The organism is Pseudomonas sp. GW456-12-1-14-TSB6, assembly GCF_059424205.1.
Genome location: NZ_JBWKZE010000005.1, coordinates 146,171 through 165,032 on the forward strand (window position 1 = coordinate 146,171; position 18,862 = coordinate 165,032).

Consider the following 18,862-nt stretch of genomic DNA (forward strand, 5'->3'; position numbering starts at 1 on the left):
TTAGTCGATGACTTTCGGAACCAGGTACAGGCCGTTTTCGACCGCTGGTGCGATGGACTGATAAGCCTCGCGGTTATTGCTTTCGGTCACGACGTCGGCGCGCAGGCGCTGACTGGCTTCCAGCGGGTGGGCCAGCGGCTCGATACCGTCGGTATTGACCGCCTGCATTTCGTCAACCAGCCCGAGAATGCTGTTGAGGGCCGAAGTGATGTGTGGAAGATCGGCGTCATTCAGGCCAAGGCTGGCCAGATGAGCGATTTTTTCCACGTCGGAGCGTTCTAGCGCCATCGGGTTTCTCCAGTGGAAAACAGGACGGACGGCGTCCGTGTGTTAGATTGTCGGAACACTACCGCACTTCTACGGTCATAAGGCCGCGATTGTGGGGCTTGGTGCACAGAAAAGCGGCCAATTTAACATATTGGCGCCTTGCCCAAAATCCCTGTCGTTGTTAGAGTTTGCCGCACTTTTTTACCCACGCGTTGCCTAGGGTCCCTTTCCCATGTTCAAGAAACTGCGTGGCATGTTTTCCAGCGATCTTTCCATTGACCTGGGCACTGCCAACACCCTTATTTACGTGCGCGAGCGCGGTATCGTCCTGAATGAGCCATCGGTTGTGGCCATTCGGACACACGGTAACCAGAAAAGTGTCGTCGCTGTCGGCACCGAGGCCAAGCGCATGCTCGGCCGTACGCCGGGCAACATTGCTGCCATTCGTCCGATGAAGGACGGCGTGATCGCCGACTTCAGCGTCTGCGAAAAGATGCTGCAATACTTTATCAACAAGGTTCACGAAAACAGCTTTCTGCAGCCCAGCCCTCGTGTGCTGATCTGCGTTCCATGCAAGTCCACCCAGGTTGAGCGTCGTGCCATCCGTGAATCGGCCCTTGGTGCCGGTGCCCGTGAAGTGTTCCTGATCGAAGAGCCGATGGCCGCTGCGATCGGTGCCGGCCTGCCGGTTGAAGAAGCTCGCGGCTCGATGGTCGTGGATATCGGTGGTGGTACCACCGAAATCGCGCTGATCTCCCTGAACGGTGTGGTCTACGCCGAATCCGTACGCGTTGGCGGCGATCGCTTCGACGAAGCGATCATCACCTACGTGCGCCGCAACTACGGCAGCCTGATCGGCGAATCCACCGCCGAGCGCATCAAGCAGGAAATCGGCACGGCCTATCCGGGCGGCGAAGTTCGCGAAGTCGACGTTCGCGGTCGCAACCTGGCCGAAGGCGTTCCACGCGCATTCACCCTGAACTCCAACGAAGTGCTGGAAGCTCTGCAAGAGTCCCTGGCAACCATCGTTCAGGCCGTGAAAAGCGCCCTGGAGCAATCGCCGCCGGAACTGGCTTCCGACATCGCCGAGCGTGGCCTGGTGCTGACCGGTGGTGGCGCGCTGCTGCGTGACCTCGACAAGCTGCTGGCCCAGGAAACCGGTCTGCCGGTGATCGTTGCCGAAGATCCGTTGACCTGCGTCGCTCGCGGTGGTGGCCGTGCACTGGAAATGATGGACAAGCACACCATGGACCTGCTCTCCAGCGAATAATCGCCGGGTGCAATACGTGGGTGAGCGCACAGGCAGCACTTTGCAGTGCTGCCTGTTGGCGTTTATCTTCTGTCAGTCTTCATCCAGGCCGGTTTGATGCCGTATGAATAAACAGAACATTTGCCTGGGAGGAGCGGCTTATTAAACCGCTTTTCGCCAAGGGCCCCTCACTGGGCGTGCGCTTGTTGGTGTTGGCCGTGCTGTCGGTCGCGCTGATGGTCGTTGATGCGCGCTTCAGTCTGCTTAAACCCGTACGCAGCCAGGCCTCGCTGGTGCTGATGGACGCCTACTGGATTACTGACCTGCCCGGACGGTTGTGGGAAGGGATCGCCAGCCAGTTCGGCAGTCGCACCGAGCTCGTCGCCGAAAATGAAAAACTCAAGTCGGAGAACCTGCTGTTGCAGGGTCGCATGCAGAAGCTTGCCGCCCTCACCGAGCAGAACGTCCGTCTGCGCGAGTTGCTCAATTCCTCCGCGCTGGTCAACGAGAAGGTCGAAGTGGCCGAGTTGATCGGCATGGACCCCAACCCTTTCACCCATCGCATCATCATCAATAAAGGTGAGCGTGATGGCGTGGTGCTCGGTCAGCCGGTGCTCGATGCTCGCGGCCTGATGGGGCAGGTGGTCGAACTGATGCCGTACACCTCCCGTGTGCTGCTGCTGACCGACTCGACCCACAGCATTCCTGTGCAGGTGAACCGTAACGGTCTGCGGGCGATCGCCAGCGGCACCGGCAACCCGGAACGCCTTGAGTTGCGCCATGTCGCCGACACCGCCGATATCAAGGAAGGGGACCTGTTGGTCAGCTCCGGTCTCGGCCAGCGTTTCCCGGCGGGTTACCCGGTGGCGACGGTCAAGGAAGTCATCCACGATTCCGGCCAGCCATTCGCCATTGTTCGCGCCGTGCCGACCGCCGCATTGAACCGCAGCCGTTACCTTCTGCTGGTATTCAGTGACAACCGCACCGCCGAAGAACGTGCCAACGATGCCGCGCAGGCTCAGGAAAACCTCGATGCCTTTGGTGGCGGTCCGGTGATTCCGGCCACGGTGCCGAAAATCGTCACTCCGCCTGCCGCAGCAGCAACTCCTGCCACGACGACAGCGCCGGCTGCGCCTGCCGCCAGCTCCGCGCCGGCCAAACCCGCTGCAAGCAAACCGCCTGCAGCCACACCAGCGGCCAGCAAGCCACCGGCGAATCAGCCCGCTGCTCGACCAGCAGCCAAACCGCCTGTCACTGCGCCGGCCACCACCGGGAGGCAAGAATAATGGTCGGGGCTACCGCATCGCGTAACGGCTGGATCGTCTGGCTGACGTTTATCGTCGGCATACTGCTCAGCGTCTCGCCATTGCCGATTTTCATGGAAATCCTGCGCCCGCTGTGGCTGGCTTTGCTCCTGGCCTTCTGGGCTTTGTACCTGCCGCATACGGTCGGCATGGTCACGGCCTTCTGTCTGGGATTGGCCGAAGACGTGCTGCAAGGCGATCTGCTCGGTCAGAATGCCTTGATCCTGACCCTGATCACGTTCCTGGTGCTGTCATTGCAGCAACGCCTGCGAATGTTCCCGATGTGGCAGCAGAGCCTGGTGATTCTGGTGATCTTCGGCCTCGCCCAGCTCGTACAACTCTGGCTCAGTGCCTTGACCGGCAACCGTCAGCCGACCCTCGCACTGGTCCTGCCGGCACTGGTCAGCGCCTTGCTCTGGCCATGGGTCAGCTTCGCTTTGCGTGGGTTGCGCCGGCGCTACAAAATCAACTGATTCGGTCAGGCATGGGCCCCCACCGGTGCCATGAGGCAGGGCACTCAACAGGGAGATGTTTGGATGAAGCCGCTTTACCTCGCCTCAGGATCGCCGCGTCGGCGTGAGTTGCTCACGCAGATCGGCATCCCGTTTACCGCCATCAGCGCGGATATCGATGAAACCCCTCTCGCCAATGAATCCCCATCGGCCTACGTCGAGCGCCTGGCGCGCGGCAAGGCAGAGGCCGGGCGGCGCACCGTCGTCTGCGACGTAGCGTTTTGCGTACTGGGCGCCGACACCGCCGTGGTGCTGGACGGCAAAATTCTTGGCAAACCGGTGGACGAAGCCGATGCATGCGCCATGCTGATGATGTTGTCCGGCAAGGAGCATGAAGTGCTGACGGCGATTGCCGTGCTCGACGGCGAGTGCTGCGAGTCGCGGGTGGTGCGCAGTCGGGTGCGGTTCCGCCCGATCAGCCGCGAAGAAGCCGTCGCCTACTGGGCCAGCGGCGAGCCCCGGGACAAGGCGGGTGGCTACGGCATTCAGGGGCTTGGCGCGGTGTTCGTCGCCGGCCTCAATGGCAGTTACTCGGCGGTCGTCGGCTTGCCGGTGTGCGAAAGCGCAGAACTGCTTGGCCATTTCGGCATACCCTGTTGGCAAACCCTGAACGCGCAATGAGCGTCGAACGGACAAGATGCAGCCATTATCGTGAACATGCCTGAACGAGACCCTGCCATGAGTGAAGAGATTCTGATCAACATCACGCCGATGGAATCGCGCGTGGCGGTGGTCGAAAACGGTGTGCTGCAAGAAGTGCACGTCGAGCGTACGCAAAAACGCGGGATCGTCGGCAACATCTATAAAGGCAAGGTGGTGCGGGTTCTGCCGGGCATGCAGGCGGCGTTCGTCGACATCGGCCTGGATCGCGCAGCCTTCATTCACGCCTCGGAAATTTCCCTGCGCGAAGGTCCTGCGGTGGAAAGCATCAGTGCGCTTGTACACGAAGGCCAGAGCCTGGTGGTGCAAGTCACCAAGGATCCGATCGGTTCCAAAGGTGCGCGGCTGACCACGCAACTGTCGATCCCGTCGCGTTATCTGGTGTACATGCCGCGCACGGCCCACGTCGGCATTTCCCTGAAGATCGAAGACGAAGCCGAGCGCGAACGCCTCAAGCAGGTGGTAAGCGACTGCGTGGCCAAAGAAGGCATCAAGGAGGCCGGCGGCTTCATTTTGCGTACCGCCGCCGAAGGTGCCGGGGCCGATGAGATCCTGATGGACATCCGCTACTTGCGCCGCTTGTGGGATCAGATCAACGAACAGATCAAGACCATCGGCGCACCGAGTGTGATCTACGAAGACCTCGGCCTGGCGCTGCGCACCCTGCGCGACCTGGTCAGCCCGAAGATCGAGAAGATCCGCATCGATTCCCGGGAAACCTTCCAGAAAACCACGCAGTTCGTCGCCGAACTGATGCCAGAAATCGCCGATCGTCTGGAGCACTACCCGGGTGAACGGCCGATCTTCGACCTGTACGGCGTCGAAGACGAAATCCAGAAAGCCCTGGAACGGAAGGTGCCGCTGAAGTCCGGCGGTTATCTGGTCATCGATCCAGCGGAAGCCATGACCACCATCGATGTGAACACCGGGGCGTTCGTCGGTCATCGCAACCTCGAAGAAACCATCTTCAAGACCAACCTCGAAGCCGCGACCGCGATTGCCCGGCAGATGCGCCTGCGCAACCTGGGCGGGATTATCATCATCGACTTTATCGACATGGAAGACGAAGAGCACCAGCGCCAGGTGCTGCGTACCCTGGAGAAACAGCTGGAGCGCGATCACGCCAAGACCAACATCATCGGCATTACCGAGTTGGGCCTGGTGCAGATGACGCGCAAGCGCACCCGCGAAAGCCTCGAGCAAGTGTTGTGCGAACCGTGCAGCAGCTGTCAGGGCCGGGGCAAGCTGAAAACTCCGGAAACCATTTGCTACGAGATTTTCCGCGAGATCCTGCGCGAAGCCCGGGCCTATCAGGCCGAGGGTTATCGGGTGCTGGCGAACCAGAAAGTCGTCGACCGGCTGCTCGATGAAGAGTCCGGTAACGTGGCCGAACTTGAAGGTTTCATCGGGCGCACCATACGCTTCCAGGTGGAAACCATGTATTCCCAGGAACAATATGACGTGGTGCTGCTCTGAACCCCTGCATCACCTTTTTCCTGAAACGGCTGGCCTCAGCTTTTTGCAGTATTTTTGCCATGGGAGCCAACTGACATGGAACGTCTGACACGCATTTTGGCCGCACTGACCCGCTGGGGTCTGGGCCTGTGCGCGTTGGTTCTGGTATTGATGGCGTTGTACGTCAGTCTCGGCCGGGAACTCACGCCACTGGTGGCCGAATACCGCACCGATATCGAAGACAAGGCCAGTGCCGCCCTCGGCATGCCGCTGCAGATCGGCGAGCTGGAAGGCAACTGGAGCGGATTTGCCCCGATCCTGCTGGCCCACGACGTGATGGTCGGCAGCGGCGCCAACGCCTTGCGCCTGGATCGGGTGCGCGCGGTGCCGGATCTTTGGGCCAGTCTGCTGGCCCGCGAAGTGCGCATCGCCCATCTTGAACTCAACGGTCTGAAGATCAGCCTCAAGGAAGGCGAAGACGGAAAGTGGGCGCTGGAAGGCTTGCCGGTGCAGCAGGATCAGCCCATGGATCCCGAGCAACTGTTCAACCGCATGCAAATGATTCAGCAACTGTCGGTGCTCGACAGTCAGGTGACGTTGCAGCCGCTGGAGCAGGCGCCGCTGACCCTCACTTATGTCGGCCTCAATCTGAAGACCGGGTCCAGCCGCCAACGCCTCGATGCGCGCCTGACCCTGCCCGACGGTCAGCCTGTGGCGCTGAGCCTACGCACACGACTTCGTCCGAATCAGTGGCAGAGCAGCGAAGTGGAAGGTTATGTCAGCCTGCCGCAGAGCGACTGGTCAAAATGGCTACCCGAGCGCTTGACCCAACAATGGAATTTCTCCGAGATCAAGGCCGGTGGCGAGCTGTGGGTCAACTGGCGCGAGGGGGCGTTGCAGAGTGCTGCGATCCGTCTCAATGCGCCGCAACTGACCGGCGCCTACGCTGAACGCAAGCCGATCCAGATCAACAATCTGGCGCTCAATGGCTATTTCCAGCGCGGTTCCGAGGGAGCCATTGTCACGCTTGATTCGCTGGCGATGAATTTCGGCGAAACCCGCTGGGAATCCCATGTCCAGATCAAACAGACTGCCGCCACCGACAAGAACGAAGAACTCTGGCATCTGCAGGCTGACCGGCTCGACCTGACGCCGATCACCCCTTTGCTCAATGCCCTCGGCCCGTTGCCCCAAGGCGTCGCCACCGTGGTCGAGCGCCTGAAAGTAACCGGCGGTCTGCGTAACGTGCTGCTGGATTTCCGGCCGAACGCCACCGACGACAGCAAATTCAGCTTCGCCGCCAACCTCGATCAAGTCGGCTTCGACGCCTACCACGGCGCGCCGGCGGCACGGAATGTCAGCGGCAGTCTTACCGGCAATCTCGGTGGCGGCGAGTTGCGCATGGACAGCAAGGACTTCGTCCTGCACCTCGATCCGATCTTCGCCAAGCCGTGGCAATACATTCAGGCCAACGCCCGGTTGACCTGGAAGCTCGATAAAGAAGGTTTCACCCTGATCGCGCCGTACCTGAAGGTGCTCGGCGAGGAAGGCAAGATCGCCGGCGACTTCCTGATCCGCCTGCATTTCGATCACAGCCAGGAAGACTACATGGATCTACGGGTCGGTCTGGTGGATGGCGACGGTCGCTACACCGCCAAGTACCTGCCGCAAGTCCTGAGCCCGGCCCTCGACGAATGGCTGCGTACGGCGATTCTCAAGGGCGCGGTGGATCAGGGGTTCTTCCAGTATCAAGGCTCGCTGAACAAGAACGCCGGGGAAGCGGATCGCAGCATCAGTCTGTTCTTCAAGGTGCACGACGCCGAGCTGGCTTTCCAGCCGGGCTGGCCGCACGTGAGCAAGGTCAACGGTGATGTGTTCATCGAAGACAGCGGCGTGCGCATTCTCGCCAGCAAGGGCCAGTTGCTCGATACCCAGGTCGGCGACGTCTTCGTCAATATTCCCCATGTGCCGAGCGGCGAGCACAGCCACATGTTCCTCGACGGCAGCTTTGCTGGCGGGCTGGGCGATGGCCTGAAGATTCTTCAGGAGGCGCCGATTGGCACCGCCGATACTTTTGCCGGCTGGGAAGGCGAGGGTGACCTGCAAGGCAAGCTCAAACTCGATGTGCCATTGGCCAAGGGCGATCAGCCGAAAATTCTCGTCGACTTCAAAACCGCCAATGCGCGCTTGAAGCTGGCGGAGCCGAAGCTTGAATTGAGCCAGCTCAAGGGCGACTTCCGCTTCGACAGCGCAAAAGGGCTGAGCGGACAGAACATCAGTGCCCGGGCTTTTGACAAGCCGGTGACCGCGCAGATCTTCGCCGACGGTGCCCCCGGCAATCTCAAGACCCGGATCGCGGCGTCAGGGCAGGTCGAGGTCAAGAAACTCACCGACTGGCTGGGCGTGACTCAGCCATTGCCGGTGTCCGGGACCATCCCATATCAGTTGCAAGTGAATCTGGACGGTGCCGACAGCCAATTGATGGTCAGTTCCAGTCTGAAGGGCGTGGCGGTGGATCTGCCGGCGCCGTTCGGCATGGCCGCCGATGTCGGGCGTGACACGGTGTTCCGCATGACCTTGCAGGGGCAGGAGCGGCGTTACTGGGTCAATTACGATCAACTGGCCAACTTCACCTTCGCCGCGCCACCGGGCAACTTTGCCGATGGTCGGGGTGAGCTGTTCCTCGGCGCTGGCGAAGCGGTGTTGCCGGGCAGCAAAGGCCTGCGGGTGCGTGGCGTGTTGTCGGAGCTGGACGTAAAACCGTGGCAGGATCTGCTGGACAAATACGCCGGCCAGGATCCGGGCGGCAACGCCAAACAGTTGCTCAGCAGCGCGGATTTCAAGATCGGCAAGCTCACCGCGTTCGGCACCACACTGGATCAGGCAGCCGTGCAGGTGAATCGCAAGCCCGCTGCCTGGGCGCTGGCCCTCGACAGCCAGCAGGCCAAAGGCACGGCGGGCATTCCTGACGCCAAGGGCGCGCCGATTGCGGTGAACCTGCAATACGTGCGATTGCCGGCGCCGGACCCGACGGTGCAAGCCGACGAAAACGCCCCGGACCCTTTGGCTTCGGTTGATCCGAGCAAGATTCCGGCGCTGGATATCACCATCAATCAATTGTTCCAGGGCCAGGAACTGGTCGGCGGCTGGTCGCTCAAGGTTCGACCGACCGGCAAGGGCATTGCCCTGAACAACCTCGATCTGGGCCTCAAGGGCATCCTCCTGCAGGGCAGCGGTGGCTGGGAGGGAGTGCCCGGTGCCACGACCAGTTGGTACAAGGGGCGGATCGGCGGCAAGAACCTCGCCGATGTGCTCAAGGGCTGGGGCTTTGCGCCGAGCGTGACCAGCGAAGAATTCCACATGGATGTCGATGGCCGCTGGCCGGGCTCGCCGGCGTGGCTGGCGACCAAGCGCTTCTCCGGTACCCTCGATGCGTCCCTCAACAAAGGCCAGTTTGTTGAAGTGGAGGGCGGCGCTCAGGCATTGCGGGTGTTTGGTCTGCTCAACTTCAACTCGATTGGCCGGCGTTTGCGGCTCGACTTCTCCGACCTGTTCGGCAAGGGCCTGAGCTATGACCGGGTCAAGGGTTTGCTGGTGGCGACCAATGGCGTTTATGTGACGAAAGAGCCGATCAAGTTGACCGGCCCCTCGAGCAACCTGGAACTGGACGGCACGCTGGATCTGGTGGGCGACAAGGTGGATGCCAAATTGCTGGTGACTTTGCCTGTGACCAACAACCTGCCGATTGCCGCGCTGATTGTCGGCGCGCCGGCCGTCGGCGGTGCGTTGTTCCTGATCGACAAGCTGATCGGCGATCGCGTGGCGCGGTTCGCCAGCGTCAAATACACCGTGAAAGGCCCGTGGAAAGAGCCGAAAATCACCTTCGACAAGCCTTTTTGAACAGCCAGCCCCTGAACCGATGGAGTAGCATGGCCGCATACCTCTTGCGGAGTGCGCCATGTCTTTAGCGGTGATTCAAATGGTCAGCCAGAGCGATGTGCTGGCCAATCTGCGCGATGCCCGACGTTTGCTCGAACAGGCAGCCAACGCCGGCGCGAAGCTGGCGGTGCTGCCGGAAAACTTCGCGGCCATGGGCCGTCGCGACATCGCCGATATTGGCCGCGCCGAAGCGCTTGGCGAAGGCCCGATCCTGCCGTGGTTGAAACAGACCGCCCGCGACCTCAGGTTATGGATTGTGGCCGGCACCTTGCCGTTGCCGCCGTTGGGGCAGCCTGAGGCCAAGTCCCATGCCTGTTCGTTGTTGGTGGACGATCAGGGCGAATTTGTTGCCCGCTATGACAAGTTGCACCTGTTCGATGTCGACGTAGCGGACAATCGCGGCCGTTACCGCGAATCCGATGACTATGCTTATGGCAGTGGCGTGGTGGTCGCGGACACGCCGGTCGGGCGATTGGGCCTGACGGTGTGCTACGACCTGCGCTTCCCGGAGCTGTACAGCGAACTGCGCGCTGCCGGGGCTGAACTGATTACCGCACCGTCGGCCTTCACTGCTGTGACGGGGGCGGCGCACTGGGATGTACTGATCCGCGCGCGGGCCATCGAAACCCAGTGTTACGTGCTGGCGGCAGCCCAGGGCGGGACGCATCCGGGGCCGCGGGAAACCTTTGGCCACGGGGCGATTGTCGATCCGTGGGGTCGAGTGCTGGCGCAGCAGGAACAAGGCGAAGCCGTGTTGCTGGCCGAGCGCGACAGCAATGAACAAGCGTCCATCCGGGCGCGAATGCCGGTGACCGGTCATCGGCGGTTTTTTTCGCAGGGCGCACAGCGACCTGCTTCAGAACACGAATTTAAGGCGTAAAACCTATGAGCGAGTTGTTGTCCTCAGTCAGTGATCACCTGTTGGCGCCCGGCGGCGTGACGATCGAGAGCCTGCAAGGCGTGCTCGGTGATCTGGCGGGTCCAGGCATCGATGCGGCCGACCTGTATTTCCAGGGGCAGATTTCCGAGTCCTGGTCGCTGGAAGACGGCATCGTCAAGGAAGGCAGTTTCAACCTCGACCAGGGTGTTGGCGTACGTGCGCAGTCCGGTGAGAAAACCGGTTTCGCCTACAGCAACGCGATCACCCTCGAGGCCCTGGGCGCGGCGGCCCGTGCGGCCCGTTCGATTTCCCGTGCCGGGCAGAACGGCACGGTGCAGGCGTTCAGCACCCAGGATGTCGCCCAGTTGTACGCGCCGGACAATCCGCTGGAAGTCTTGAGCCGCGCTGAAAAAGTCGAACTGCTCAAGCGCATCGATGTGGCGACCCGCGCGCTTGACCCGCGAATTCAGCAGGTCAGCGTGAGCATGGCCGGGGTCTGGGAGCGCATTCTGGTGGCCTCGACCGACGGTGGTCTGGCTGCCGACGTGCGTCCGCTGGTACGTTTCAACGTCAGCGTGATCGTCGAGCAGAACGGCCGCCGCGAGCGCGGCGGTCATGGCGGCGGCGGGCGTACCGACTACCGTTATTTCCTCGCCGAAGACCGCGCCATGGGCTATGCCCGTGAGGCGCTGCGTCAGGCGCTGGTGAACCTGGAAGCGATTCCGGCACCGGCCGGGACCTTGCCGGTGGTTCTGGGCTCGGGCTGGTCCGGCGTGCTGCTGCACGAAGCGGTCGGCCACGGCCTGGAAGGCGACTTCAACCGCAAGGGCAGCTCGGCCTACAGCGGTCGTATGGGCGAAATGGTTGCCTCGAAACTTTGCACAATCGTCGATGACGGCACCCTGAGCGGTCGTCGCGGTTCCCTGAGCGTCGACGACGAAGGCACCCCGACCGAGTGCACCACGCTGATCGAAAACGGCGTACTCAAGGGCTACATGCAGGACAAGCTCAATGCGCGGCTGATGGGCGTGGCCCGCACAGGCAACGGTCGTCGCGAATCCTACGCACACTTGCCGATGCCTCGGATGACCAACACCTACATGCTCGGCGGCCAGAGCGATCCGGCGGAAATCATCGCCTCGGTGAAGAAGGGCATCTATTGCGCCAATCTCGGCGGCGGTCAGGTCGACATCACCAGCGGCAAGTTCGTGTTCTCCACCAGCGAGGCGTATCTGATCGAGGACGGCAAGATCACCGCACCGGTCAAAGGCGCAACGTTGATCGGCAACGGTCCGGAAGCGATGAGCCGGGTGTCGATGGTTGGTAACGATCTGGCGCTGGACAGCGGTGTGGGCACGTGCGGCAAGGACGGGCAGTCGGTGCCGGTGGGTGTGGGTCAGCCGACCCTGAAAATCGATGCGATAACCGTGGGTGGCACGGGCGCATAAGAAGGGATGGAGCTTCGGGTGGCGCGCGGTGCGACCACCCGGTGGCGAATATCAGCGCAGACCGCGTTGAGTCTCGTCCAGCTCACGGATGTACTTGAAGATCTTGCGGCTCGAGGCAGGAGGTTTGTTTTGCGCAACCTCGTGCTGGGCCTGACGGATCAGGGAACGCAGTTGCTGGCGATCGGCGTCCGGGTAATCGACGACGAATTTCTCCAGCACGGCATCGTCACCGGCGATCAGGCGGTCACGCCAGCGTTCGAGGTTGTGGAAGCGCTCGTTGTACTGACGGGTCGAGGCATCGAGTTGATCGAGCAAGGTGAGAATCGCGTCAGTGTCCTGATCGCGCATCAGTTTGCCGATGAACTGCAAGTGCCGTTTACGCGCGATGTTCGCGGTGTGCTTGGGCGCATCGGCCAGGGCCCGGCGCAAAGCGTCGGTCAATGGCAGTTTTGCCTGCAAGTCGGGCTTGAGCGTTGTAAGGCGCTCGCCAAGGTCAACCAGAGCATGCAGCTCGCGTTTGACCTGGGATTTGCTTTTTTCTCCCGTATCGAGGGAGTCGTCGTAAGAATCAACCATGGTGGCAGTCCGCAAAGAAACGCCGCCATGATAACCAGTCGGGGGCCGCTTGTCCGGCCCGGTCGCTCGAAGGCCCCAGCCGAAAGCAGAATTTGAGTGGAGATGAGCATGAGTGCAGTTGAAAGCGTCGGCCCACAGGCATTGCCGGCACTGCAGGAACAGGTCGAGCAGATCATCGCCGAAGCCAAGCGTCAGGGTGCCAGTGCCTGTGAAGTGGCGGTGTCGCTGGAGCAGGGCCTGTCGACGTCGGTGCGTCAACGTGAAGTCGAAACGGTCGAGTTCAACCGCGATCAGGGTTTTGGCATCACGTTATATGTCGGCCAGCGCAAGGGCTCTGCCAGCACGTCTGCCACCGGGCCGGATGCGATTCGCGAGACTGTCGCCGCCGCGCTGGCGATTGCCAAACACACGTCGGAAGACGAAGCCTCGGGGTTGGCCGATGCGGCGCTGATGGCCAGGGATATTCAGGATTTCGACCTGTTCCACCAATGGGACATCACGCCGGAGCAGGCCATCGAGAAGGCGTTGCTTTGTGAAGCAGCCGCGTTCGACGCCGATGCGCGCATCAAGAATGCCGATGGCACCACGTTGAGCACTCATCAGGGCTGCCGCGTGTATGGCAACAGCCATGGTTTCATCGGCGGTTACGCTTCGACCCGGCACAGCCTGAGCTGCGTGATGATCGCCGAGGCCGATGGCCAGATGCAGCGCGATTACTGGTATGACGTGAACCGCCAGGGCAGTTTGCTGGCGGATCCGGTGAGCATTGGCCAGCGCGCGGCGCAGCGTGCGGCTAGCCGTCTGGGTGCGCGCCCGGTGCCGACCTGCGAAGTGCCTGTATTGTTTTCGGCGGAACTGGCGGGTGGGTTGTTCGGCAGCTTCCTGTCGGCGATTTCCGGCGGCAGTCTGTACCGCAAATCGTCGTTCCTCGAAGGCACTTTGGGGCAGAAGCTGTTCCCGGAATGGCTGACCATCGACGAGCGTCCGCACCTGATGCGTGCCATGGGCAGTGCGTCGTATGACGGCGACGGCCTGGCGACCTATGCCAAACCGTTCGTCGAAAAGGGCGAACTGGTGTCGTACATCCTGGGCACATACTCCGGTCGCAAACTCGGCATGCCGAGCACCGCCAACGCGGGCGGTGTGCATAACCTGTTCGTCACCCATGGCGATGAAGACCAGGCCGCCTTGCTGCGGCGCATGGGTCGTGGCCTGCTGGTCACCGAACTGATGGGCCATGGTCTGAACATGGTGACCGGTGATTACTCGCGCGGTGCGGCAGGTTTCTGGGTCGAGAACGGTGAAATCCAGTTCGCGGTGCAGGAAGTGACTATCGCCGGCAACATGCGGGACATGTTCAAGCAGATCGTCGCGGTGGGTAACGATCTGGAACTGCGCAGCAACATTCGCACCGGTTCGGTGTTGATCGAGAAGATGACTGTCGCGGGCAGCTAAGCCCCAGGCAGGTACAAAAAAAGGCGCGCCACCCGATTGGGTGGCGCGCCTTTTTTATGCCTGCAAATCTTTTCAGCTGCTCAGGGCAGCTGAAAAGCCACCCTTGTGTTGGTTCTCATTATCATCTAATAATAAATATCATTATCGGATGAGCCCAGGATCATGAGTTCTGCCTTGCACGAGCAGCCGTATCTCGAAAGCTGGCGCTGGATGAGTCGCCGGATCCGTTGCGCGATGGATCCCGACGAACCACGACTGATCGAACACTACCTGGCCGAAGGCCGGTATCTGGCCTGCTGCACGGCGACTTCGCCCTGGATGATCGCTGAAACCTCCTTCCGTCTGCTGCTCGACACGGCCACCGATATCGCGCTGCCGTGGCACTGGCGCAGCCTGTGTCTCGATCAAGCCTGGCGCCCCTTGCGTGAAATGGAGCGCCTCTCGCTGTGCAAGTGCCGGCTCAAGCGCTGGCAAAGCTACACCTGGCAATTGGCGACCTGCGAGTTGCTTCCCTCGATTCCTCTCATAGAACTGGTGCAAGGATTTTCAGATGACCAAGACACGTATTGAGCGCGACAGCATGGGCGAACTGCAGGTGCCGGTGGACGCTCTCTACGGCGCGCAGACCCAGCGCGCAGTGGATAACTTCCCGATCAGCGGCAAGCCGATGCCGACCCAGTTCATCCGCGCCCTGATTCTGGCGAAAGCGGCCGCCGCGCGCGCCAACGTTGAACTCAACCAGCTCAGCGCCGCCCAGGGCAAGGCAATCAGCGATGCCGCCCAAGGGTTGCTGGAAGGCGACTTCATGCGGCATTTCCCGGTGGACATCTTCCAGACCGGTTCCGGCACCAGCTCCAATATGAACGCCAATGAAGTGATTGCCACGCTGGCCAGCCGCTTGCTCGACGAACCGGTGAACGCCAACGACCACGTCAACTGTGGGCAGAGCAGCAACGACATCATTCCTACCACTATCCACGTCAGCGCCGCGCTGGCCCTGCACGAACAACTGCTGCCGGCGCTGCTGCACCTGGTGCAGGTGATCGAGCGCAAGGCCGAACAGGTCCATCATCACGTCAAGACCGGCCGCACCCACTTGATGGACGCCATGCCGGTGCGCATGAGTCAGGTGCTCAACGGTTGGGCGCAGCAGCTCAAGGCCAATATCGGTCACCTGCAGGATTTGCTGCCAAGCCTGCAATCCCTGGCCCAGGGCGGCACGGCGGTCGGTACCGGGATCAATGCGCATCCGGAATTTGCTGCGCGGTTCAGCCGCCAGCTCAGCCAGTTGACCAATGTCCAGTTCACCCCTGGCAAGAATCTGTTCGCCCTGATCGGCTCGCAGGACACTGCCGTGGCCGTCTCGGGCCAGCTCAAGGCCACCGCCGTGTCCCTGATGAAAGTCGCCAACGACCTGCGCTGGATGAACTCCGGCCCGCTCGCCGGGCTCGGTGAAATCGAGCTTGAGGGCCTGCAGCCGGGCTCATCGATCATGCCAGGCAAGGTCAATCCGGTGATTCCGGAAGCCACCGCCATGGTAGCTGCGCAAGTGATCGGCAATGACTCGGTGATCACCATCGCCGGTCAATCAGGCAATTTCGAGCTGAACGTGATGCTGCCTATCATTGCCCAGAATCTGCTGAGCAGCATTGAGTTGCTGGCCAACTCCAGCCGTTTGCTGGGTGACAAGGCCATCGCCACCTTCAAGGTCAACGAGTCGCGCCTCAAGGAAGCGCTGTCGCGCAACCCGATTCTGGTGACCGCGCTCAACCCGATCATCGGTTACCAGAAAGCTGCCGAGATTGCCAAGCAGGCCTACAAGCAGGGTCGCGCGGTGATCGACGTTGCGCTGGAACACACCGACCTGTCGCGCAGCCAGCTGGAAGAGTTGCTCAATCCCGAGAAACTCACCGCCGGTGGCGTGTAAGCACCGCAACCGCTTTGGAGGTTCACCATGGAGCACTGGAAACGCACGATCGAACGGGCCAATCGCTGCTTCATCCTGGGCGAGCTGATCGATGCCCGCGAGGCCTACCTGCAAGCATTGGCTTTGGCGCAGGTGTTGTTCGAGCGCTGGGCCGATGCCGACGAAGCGGTGGCGGCTTGCGTCATCTCCCATCACAACCTTGCCGATCTGCACCTGCGCCTGAATCAGCCGGAGGAGAGCGCCGAGTACCTGTGCGCGATTCATCAACGGCTGTTGCAGACCATGCAGGACGAGCGCCTGCGTCCGGCCCTGCGTGAAGCCGCGCTGCGCCAGAGCAGCAAGACCTACGTCGAGCTGCTCAATTTCATCAGCGAACACGGCGAATACCCGCGCACCCAGCGTTTGCTGCACTCGGATACCGGCAACGCGCGCCGAGTGCCTGCCCCACATCACCATGGAGTCCACTGAAATGGCTTTTACCCTGCCAGCCTTGCCTTACGCCTACGACGCACTGGAGCCGCACATCGATGCGCAAACCATGGAGATCCACTACACCAAGCATCATCAGACTTACATCAACAACCTGAACGCTGCGGTCGAGGGCACCGAATTCGCGGAATGGCCGGTGGAGAAGCTGGTCGCCAGCGTCCAGCAACTGCCGGAAAAGCTCCGCGCGGCGGTGATCAACCAGGGCGGCGGTCATGCCAACCATTCGCTGTTCTGGGAAGTGATGGTGCCCAACGGCGGTGGCAAACCGGACGGTGCGCTGGCCAGGGCGATCGATGAGCAGCTGGGTGGCCTCGACAGCTTCAAGGACGCCTTCACCAAAGCCGCGTTGACCCGTTTCGGCAGTGGCTGGGCGTGGCTCAGCGTCATGCCCGACAAGAAACTGGTGGTGGAAAGCAGCGGCAACCAGGACAGCCCGCTGATGAACGGCAACACGCCGATTCTCGGGCTCGACGTGTGGGAACACGCGTACTACCTGCGTTATCAGAACCGTCGGCCGGAATACATCAGCGCGTTCTACAACGTGATCAACTGGCCGCAAGTTGCTGCGCGCTATCAGGCCGCGATGGTTTAAGTCCCTATAAAAACAATCCAAGGCTGACTATGGGCACTGAAACACTGGCGATCGGAAGTGGGCGTATGTTTCGTTACGCAATCGGTTCGCTGCTGCTGTTGGCGGGCATGTCCCTGTTGGTCGCACACGGACTCGATTGGCTGAATCTGGAGCCGAGGTTGTCGCGGGCATTGCAGGGCGGCGCGATTTGCGCCCTCGGCACCGCGCTGGGGGCTGTTCCGGTGCTGGTAATCCGCAACATGCCCCAGGCGCTGGGCGATACGCTGTTGGGTTTTGGCGCCGGTGTAATGCTGGCGGCGACCGCGTTTTCACTGATCGTGCCGGGAATCGCCGCCGCCGAAAGTCTGGGACTGAGCCCATGGGGCGCCAGCGGCCTGATTTGCTTCGGCATCATGCTCGGGGCGTTCGGTCTGTATCTGGTTGATCGCCGTGTGTCGGGGGCCTCGCCGGAAATGCTCATCGGCACCGTCGAACATCCGGTGATTCCGCCACGGATCTGGTTGTTCGTGTTCGCCATCATTGCCCATAACATCCCGGAAGGCATGGCGGTCGGTGTCTCGGCGGGCGGTGGAATGCCTGACGCAGAAAGTCTGGCGATGGGCATTGCCTTGCAGGATGTGCCGGAAGGGCTGGTGATTGCACTGGTGCTGGCCGGCGCCGGGATGTCGCGGGTCAAGGCGTTTTTGATTGGCGCAGCGTCAGGTCTGGTCGAACCGGTATTTGCGCTGCTCTGTGCGTGGCTGGTCAGTCTTGCCGAACTGTTGCTGCCCTTGGGGTTGGCGCTGGCGGCTGGTGCCATGCTGCTGGTGGTGACTCACGAGGTCATCCCCGAGTCGCGACGCAATGGTCACGAGAAGCTGGCCAGTCTGGGATTGCTGATCGGCTTCTGTCTGATGATGGTGATGGATACGGCGTTGGGATGAACCGGGGGAGGGAGCGGGCTACTTCGCCTCAGGCGTTTCAACCGCCTTCGTCGAAGTAGTTGTTGATCAGTGTCACCAGCGCGTCCATGGCTTCCTGTTCCTGGTGACCTTCGGTACTCAGGTGGATTTTGGTGCCCTTGCCCGCAGCGAGCATCATCATCGCCATGATGCTTTTACCGTCAACCGTGGTGTCCGGTGTGCGGCCGACTCTGATCGTGCAATCGGGAAACTGGCCCGCCACTCCGACGAATTTTGCCGATGCGCGGGCGTGCAGGCCCAGCTTGTTGATGATTTCTATTTCCCGAGCAGGCATCGCGTTGTGAATCCTTTAGCTGAGGTCGCGGTGGCGAACCTGGACGTTCTTCAGGGTCTTCTGCAGCGCCTGGCCAAGACGTTCGGTCAGGTAAACGGAACGGTGATGCCCGCCGGTGCAGCCGATGGCAATGGTGACGTAAGCGCGGTTGCTCGCCGCAAAGCGCGGCAACCATTTGTTCAGATACGTATAAATGTCCTGGTACATCTCCTCGACCTCCGGCTGCGCCGCCAGATACTCGGCGACCGGCTGATCGAGACCGGATTGCGCGCGCAGTTCCGGTTTCCAGTACGGGTTCGGCAGGCAGCGTACATCGAACACCAGATCCGCATCCACCGGCATGCCGCGTTTGAAACCGAAAGACTCCACCAGAAACGCGGTACCCGGCTCCGGCTGGTTCAACAGGCGCAGCTTGATGGTGTCGCGCAGTTGGTAGAGGTTCAGATTGGTGGTATTGACCTTCAGATCGGCCAGATCGGCAATCGGGCCCAGCAGGGCGGTTTCGTCGTCGATGGCTTCGGCCAGCGAGCGGTTGGCGTTGCTGAGCGGGTGACGACGACGAGTTTCCGAAAAGCGTTTGAGCAACGTTTCGTCATCGGCGTCGAGGTACAGGACATCGCACTGGATATGCCGGCTGCGCACTTCCTCGAGCAACTCTGGAAAACGTGACAGATGACTCGGCAGGTTGCGGGCGTCGATCGAGACGGCCACCAGCGGCTGGAGCATTTCGGTATGAACCAGCGCACGTTCGGCCAGATCCGGCAGAAGACCTGCCGGCAGGTTATCGATGCAGTAGTAACCGTTGTCCTCAAGGACATCCAGGGCGGTACTTTTACCCGAGCCGGAACGGCCACTGACAATGATCAAGCGCAT

At 61.4% G+C, this 18,862-nt stretch carries 18 protein-coding genes; 14 read left to right on the forward strand and 4 right to left on the reverse strand.

Annotation, left to right across the window (positions count from 1 at the left end; genetic code table 11):
* Entirely contained in the window at positions 1–288 is a 288-nt protein-coding gene (gatC, locus tag AC07Y2_RS06440) for an Asp-tRNA(Asn)/Glu-tRNA(Gln) amidotransferase subunit GatC (protein WP_007953612.1), read from the reverse strand.
* A 211-nt stretch (positions 289–499) separates the two neighbouring features.
* Between gatC and mreB the strand changes: the two genes are divergently transcribed.
* The 8 genes from mreB to tldD all read left to right on the forward strand — a co-directional run bounded on the left by mreB (position 500) and on the right by tldD (position 11,714).
* Positions 500–1,537, forward strand: coding sequence for a rod shape-determining protein MreB (gene mreB / locus AC07Y2_RS06445; RefSeq protein WP_002555108.1), 1,038 nt, complete (start codon positions 500–502; stop codon positions 1,535–1,537).
* Positions 1,538–1,677: 140 nt separating this feature from the next.
* Positions 1,678–2,802 (forward strand): rod shape-determining protein MreC, encoded by a 1,125-nt coding sequence (gene mreC, locus AC07Y2_RS06450; RefSeq protein WP_103385656.1) that lies wholly within the window; start codon positions 1,678–1,680, stop codon positions 2,800–2,802.
* Positions 2,802–3,293 (forward strand): rod shape-determining protein MreD, encoded by a 492-nt coding sequence (gene mreD / locus AC07Y2_RS06455; protein WP_039769270.1) that lies wholly within the window; start codon positions 2,802–2,804, stop codon positions 3,291–3,293. Before mreC ends, mreD begins: the two co-directional genes overlap by 1 nt.
* Before the next feature lie 63 nt (positions 3,294–3,356).
* A complete protein-coding gene (locus tag AC07Y2_RS06460; protein WP_103385657.1) occupies positions 3,357–3,953 on the forward strand; it encodes a Maf family protein in 597 nt (198 codons plus the stop codon).
* A gap of 57 nt (positions 3,954–4,010) precedes the next feature.
* A complete protein-coding gene (rng, locus tag AC07Y2_RS06465) occupies positions 4,011–5,468 on the forward strand; it encodes a ribonuclease G (RefSeq protein WP_007953605.1) in 1,458 nt (485 codons plus the stop codon).
* A 75-nt stretch (positions 5,469–5,543) separates the two neighbouring features.
* The gene (locus tag AC07Y2_RS06470) at positions 5,544–9,347 is read left to right on the forward strand and encodes a YhdP family protein (protein ID WP_103385658.1); all 3,804 of its coding nucleotides are present in this window, start codon (positions 5,544–5,546) and stop codon (positions 9,345–9,347) included.
* Positions 9,348–9,405: 58 nt separating this feature from the next.
* A complete protein-coding gene (locus AC07Y2_RS06475; protein WP_103385659.1) occupies positions 9,406–10,266 on the forward strand; it encodes a carbon-nitrogen hydrolase family protein in 861 nt (286 codons plus the stop codon).
* Positions 10,267–10,271: 5 nt separating this feature from the next.
* Positions 10,272–11,714, forward strand: coding sequence for a metalloprotease TldD (gene tldD / locus AC07Y2_RS06480; RefSeq protein ID WP_007953601.1), 1,443 nt, complete (start codon positions 10,272–10,274; stop codon positions 11,712–11,714).
* A gap of 51 nt (positions 11,715–11,765) precedes the next feature.
* Here tldD and yjgA read toward each other — a convergent pair whose 3' ends face one another.
* Entirely contained in the window at positions 11,766–12,290 is a 525-nt protein-coding gene (yjgA, locus tag AC07Y2_RS06485) for a ribosome biogenesis factor YjgA (protein WP_007953598.1), read from the reverse strand.
* Positions 12,291–12,398: 108 nt separating this feature from the next.
* On the opposite strand from yjgA, the gene pmbA reads away from it, so the two are divergent.
* The 6 genes from pmbA to AC07Y2_RS06515 all read left to right on the forward strand — a co-directional run bounded on the left by pmbA (position 12,399) and on the right by AC07Y2_RS06515 (position 17,676).
* The gene (pmbA, locus tag AC07Y2_RS06490) at positions 12,399–13,745 is read left to right on the forward strand and encodes a metalloprotease PmbA (RefSeq protein WP_039769277.1); all 1,347 of its coding nucleotides are present in this window, start codon (positions 12,399–12,401) and stop codon (positions 13,743–13,745) included.
* Between the two features lie 162 nt (positions 13,746–13,907).
* Positions 13,908–14,315: a hypothetical protein gene (locus tag AC07Y2_RS06495; protein ID WP_039769279.1), complete on the forward strand. Its 408-nt coding sequence runs from the start codon at positions 13,908–13,910 to the stop codon at positions 14,313–14,315.
* On the forward strand, positions 14,296–15,672 hold the full coding sequence (locus AC07Y2_RS06500; RefSeq protein ID WP_103385660.1) for a class II fumarate hydratase: 1,377 nt from the start codon (positions 14,296–14,298) through the stop codon (positions 15,670–15,672). The genes AC07Y2_RS06495 and AC07Y2_RS06500 overlap by 20 nt, the downstream gene beginning before the upstream one ends.
* A gap of 27 nt (positions 15,673–15,699) precedes the next feature.
* A complete protein-coding gene (locus AC07Y2_RS06505; RefSeq protein WP_039769283.1) occupies positions 15,700–16,140 on the forward strand; it encodes a DUF2753 family protein in 441 nt (146 codons plus the stop codon).
* Between the two features lies 1 nt (position 16,141).
* Positions 16,142–16,753, forward strand: a complete 612-nt coding sequence (locus AC07Y2_RS06510; protein ID WP_074691823.1) for a superoxide dismutase — start codon at positions 16,142–16,144, stop codon at positions 16,751–16,753.
* A gap of 29 nt (positions 16,754–16,782) precedes the next feature.
* Complete coding sequence (locus AC07Y2_RS06515; protein ID WP_074691820.1) at positions 16,783–17,676, forward strand: ZIP family metal transporter; 894 nt, start codon at positions 16,783–16,785, stop codon at positions 17,674–17,676.
* Positions 17,677–17,713: 37 nt separating this feature from the next.
* On the opposite strand, the gene AC07Y2_RS06520 is transcribed toward AC07Y2_RS06515, so the two are convergent.
* Together AC07Y2_RS06520 and rapZ are read right to left on the reverse strand one after the other, a co-directional pair.
* On the reverse strand, positions 17,714–17,989 hold the full coding sequence (locus AC07Y2_RS06520; RefSeq protein ID WP_039769289.1) for an HPr family phosphocarrier protein: 276 nt from the start codon (positions 17,987–17,989) through the stop codon (positions 17,714–17,716).
* 15 nt (positions 17,990–18,004) lie between these two features.
* Positions 18,005–18,862 (reverse strand): RNase adapter RapZ, encoded by an 858-nt coding sequence (rapZ, locus tag AC07Y2_RS06525; RefSeq protein WP_039769291.1) that lies wholly within the window; start codon positions 18,860–18,862, stop codon positions 18,005–18,007.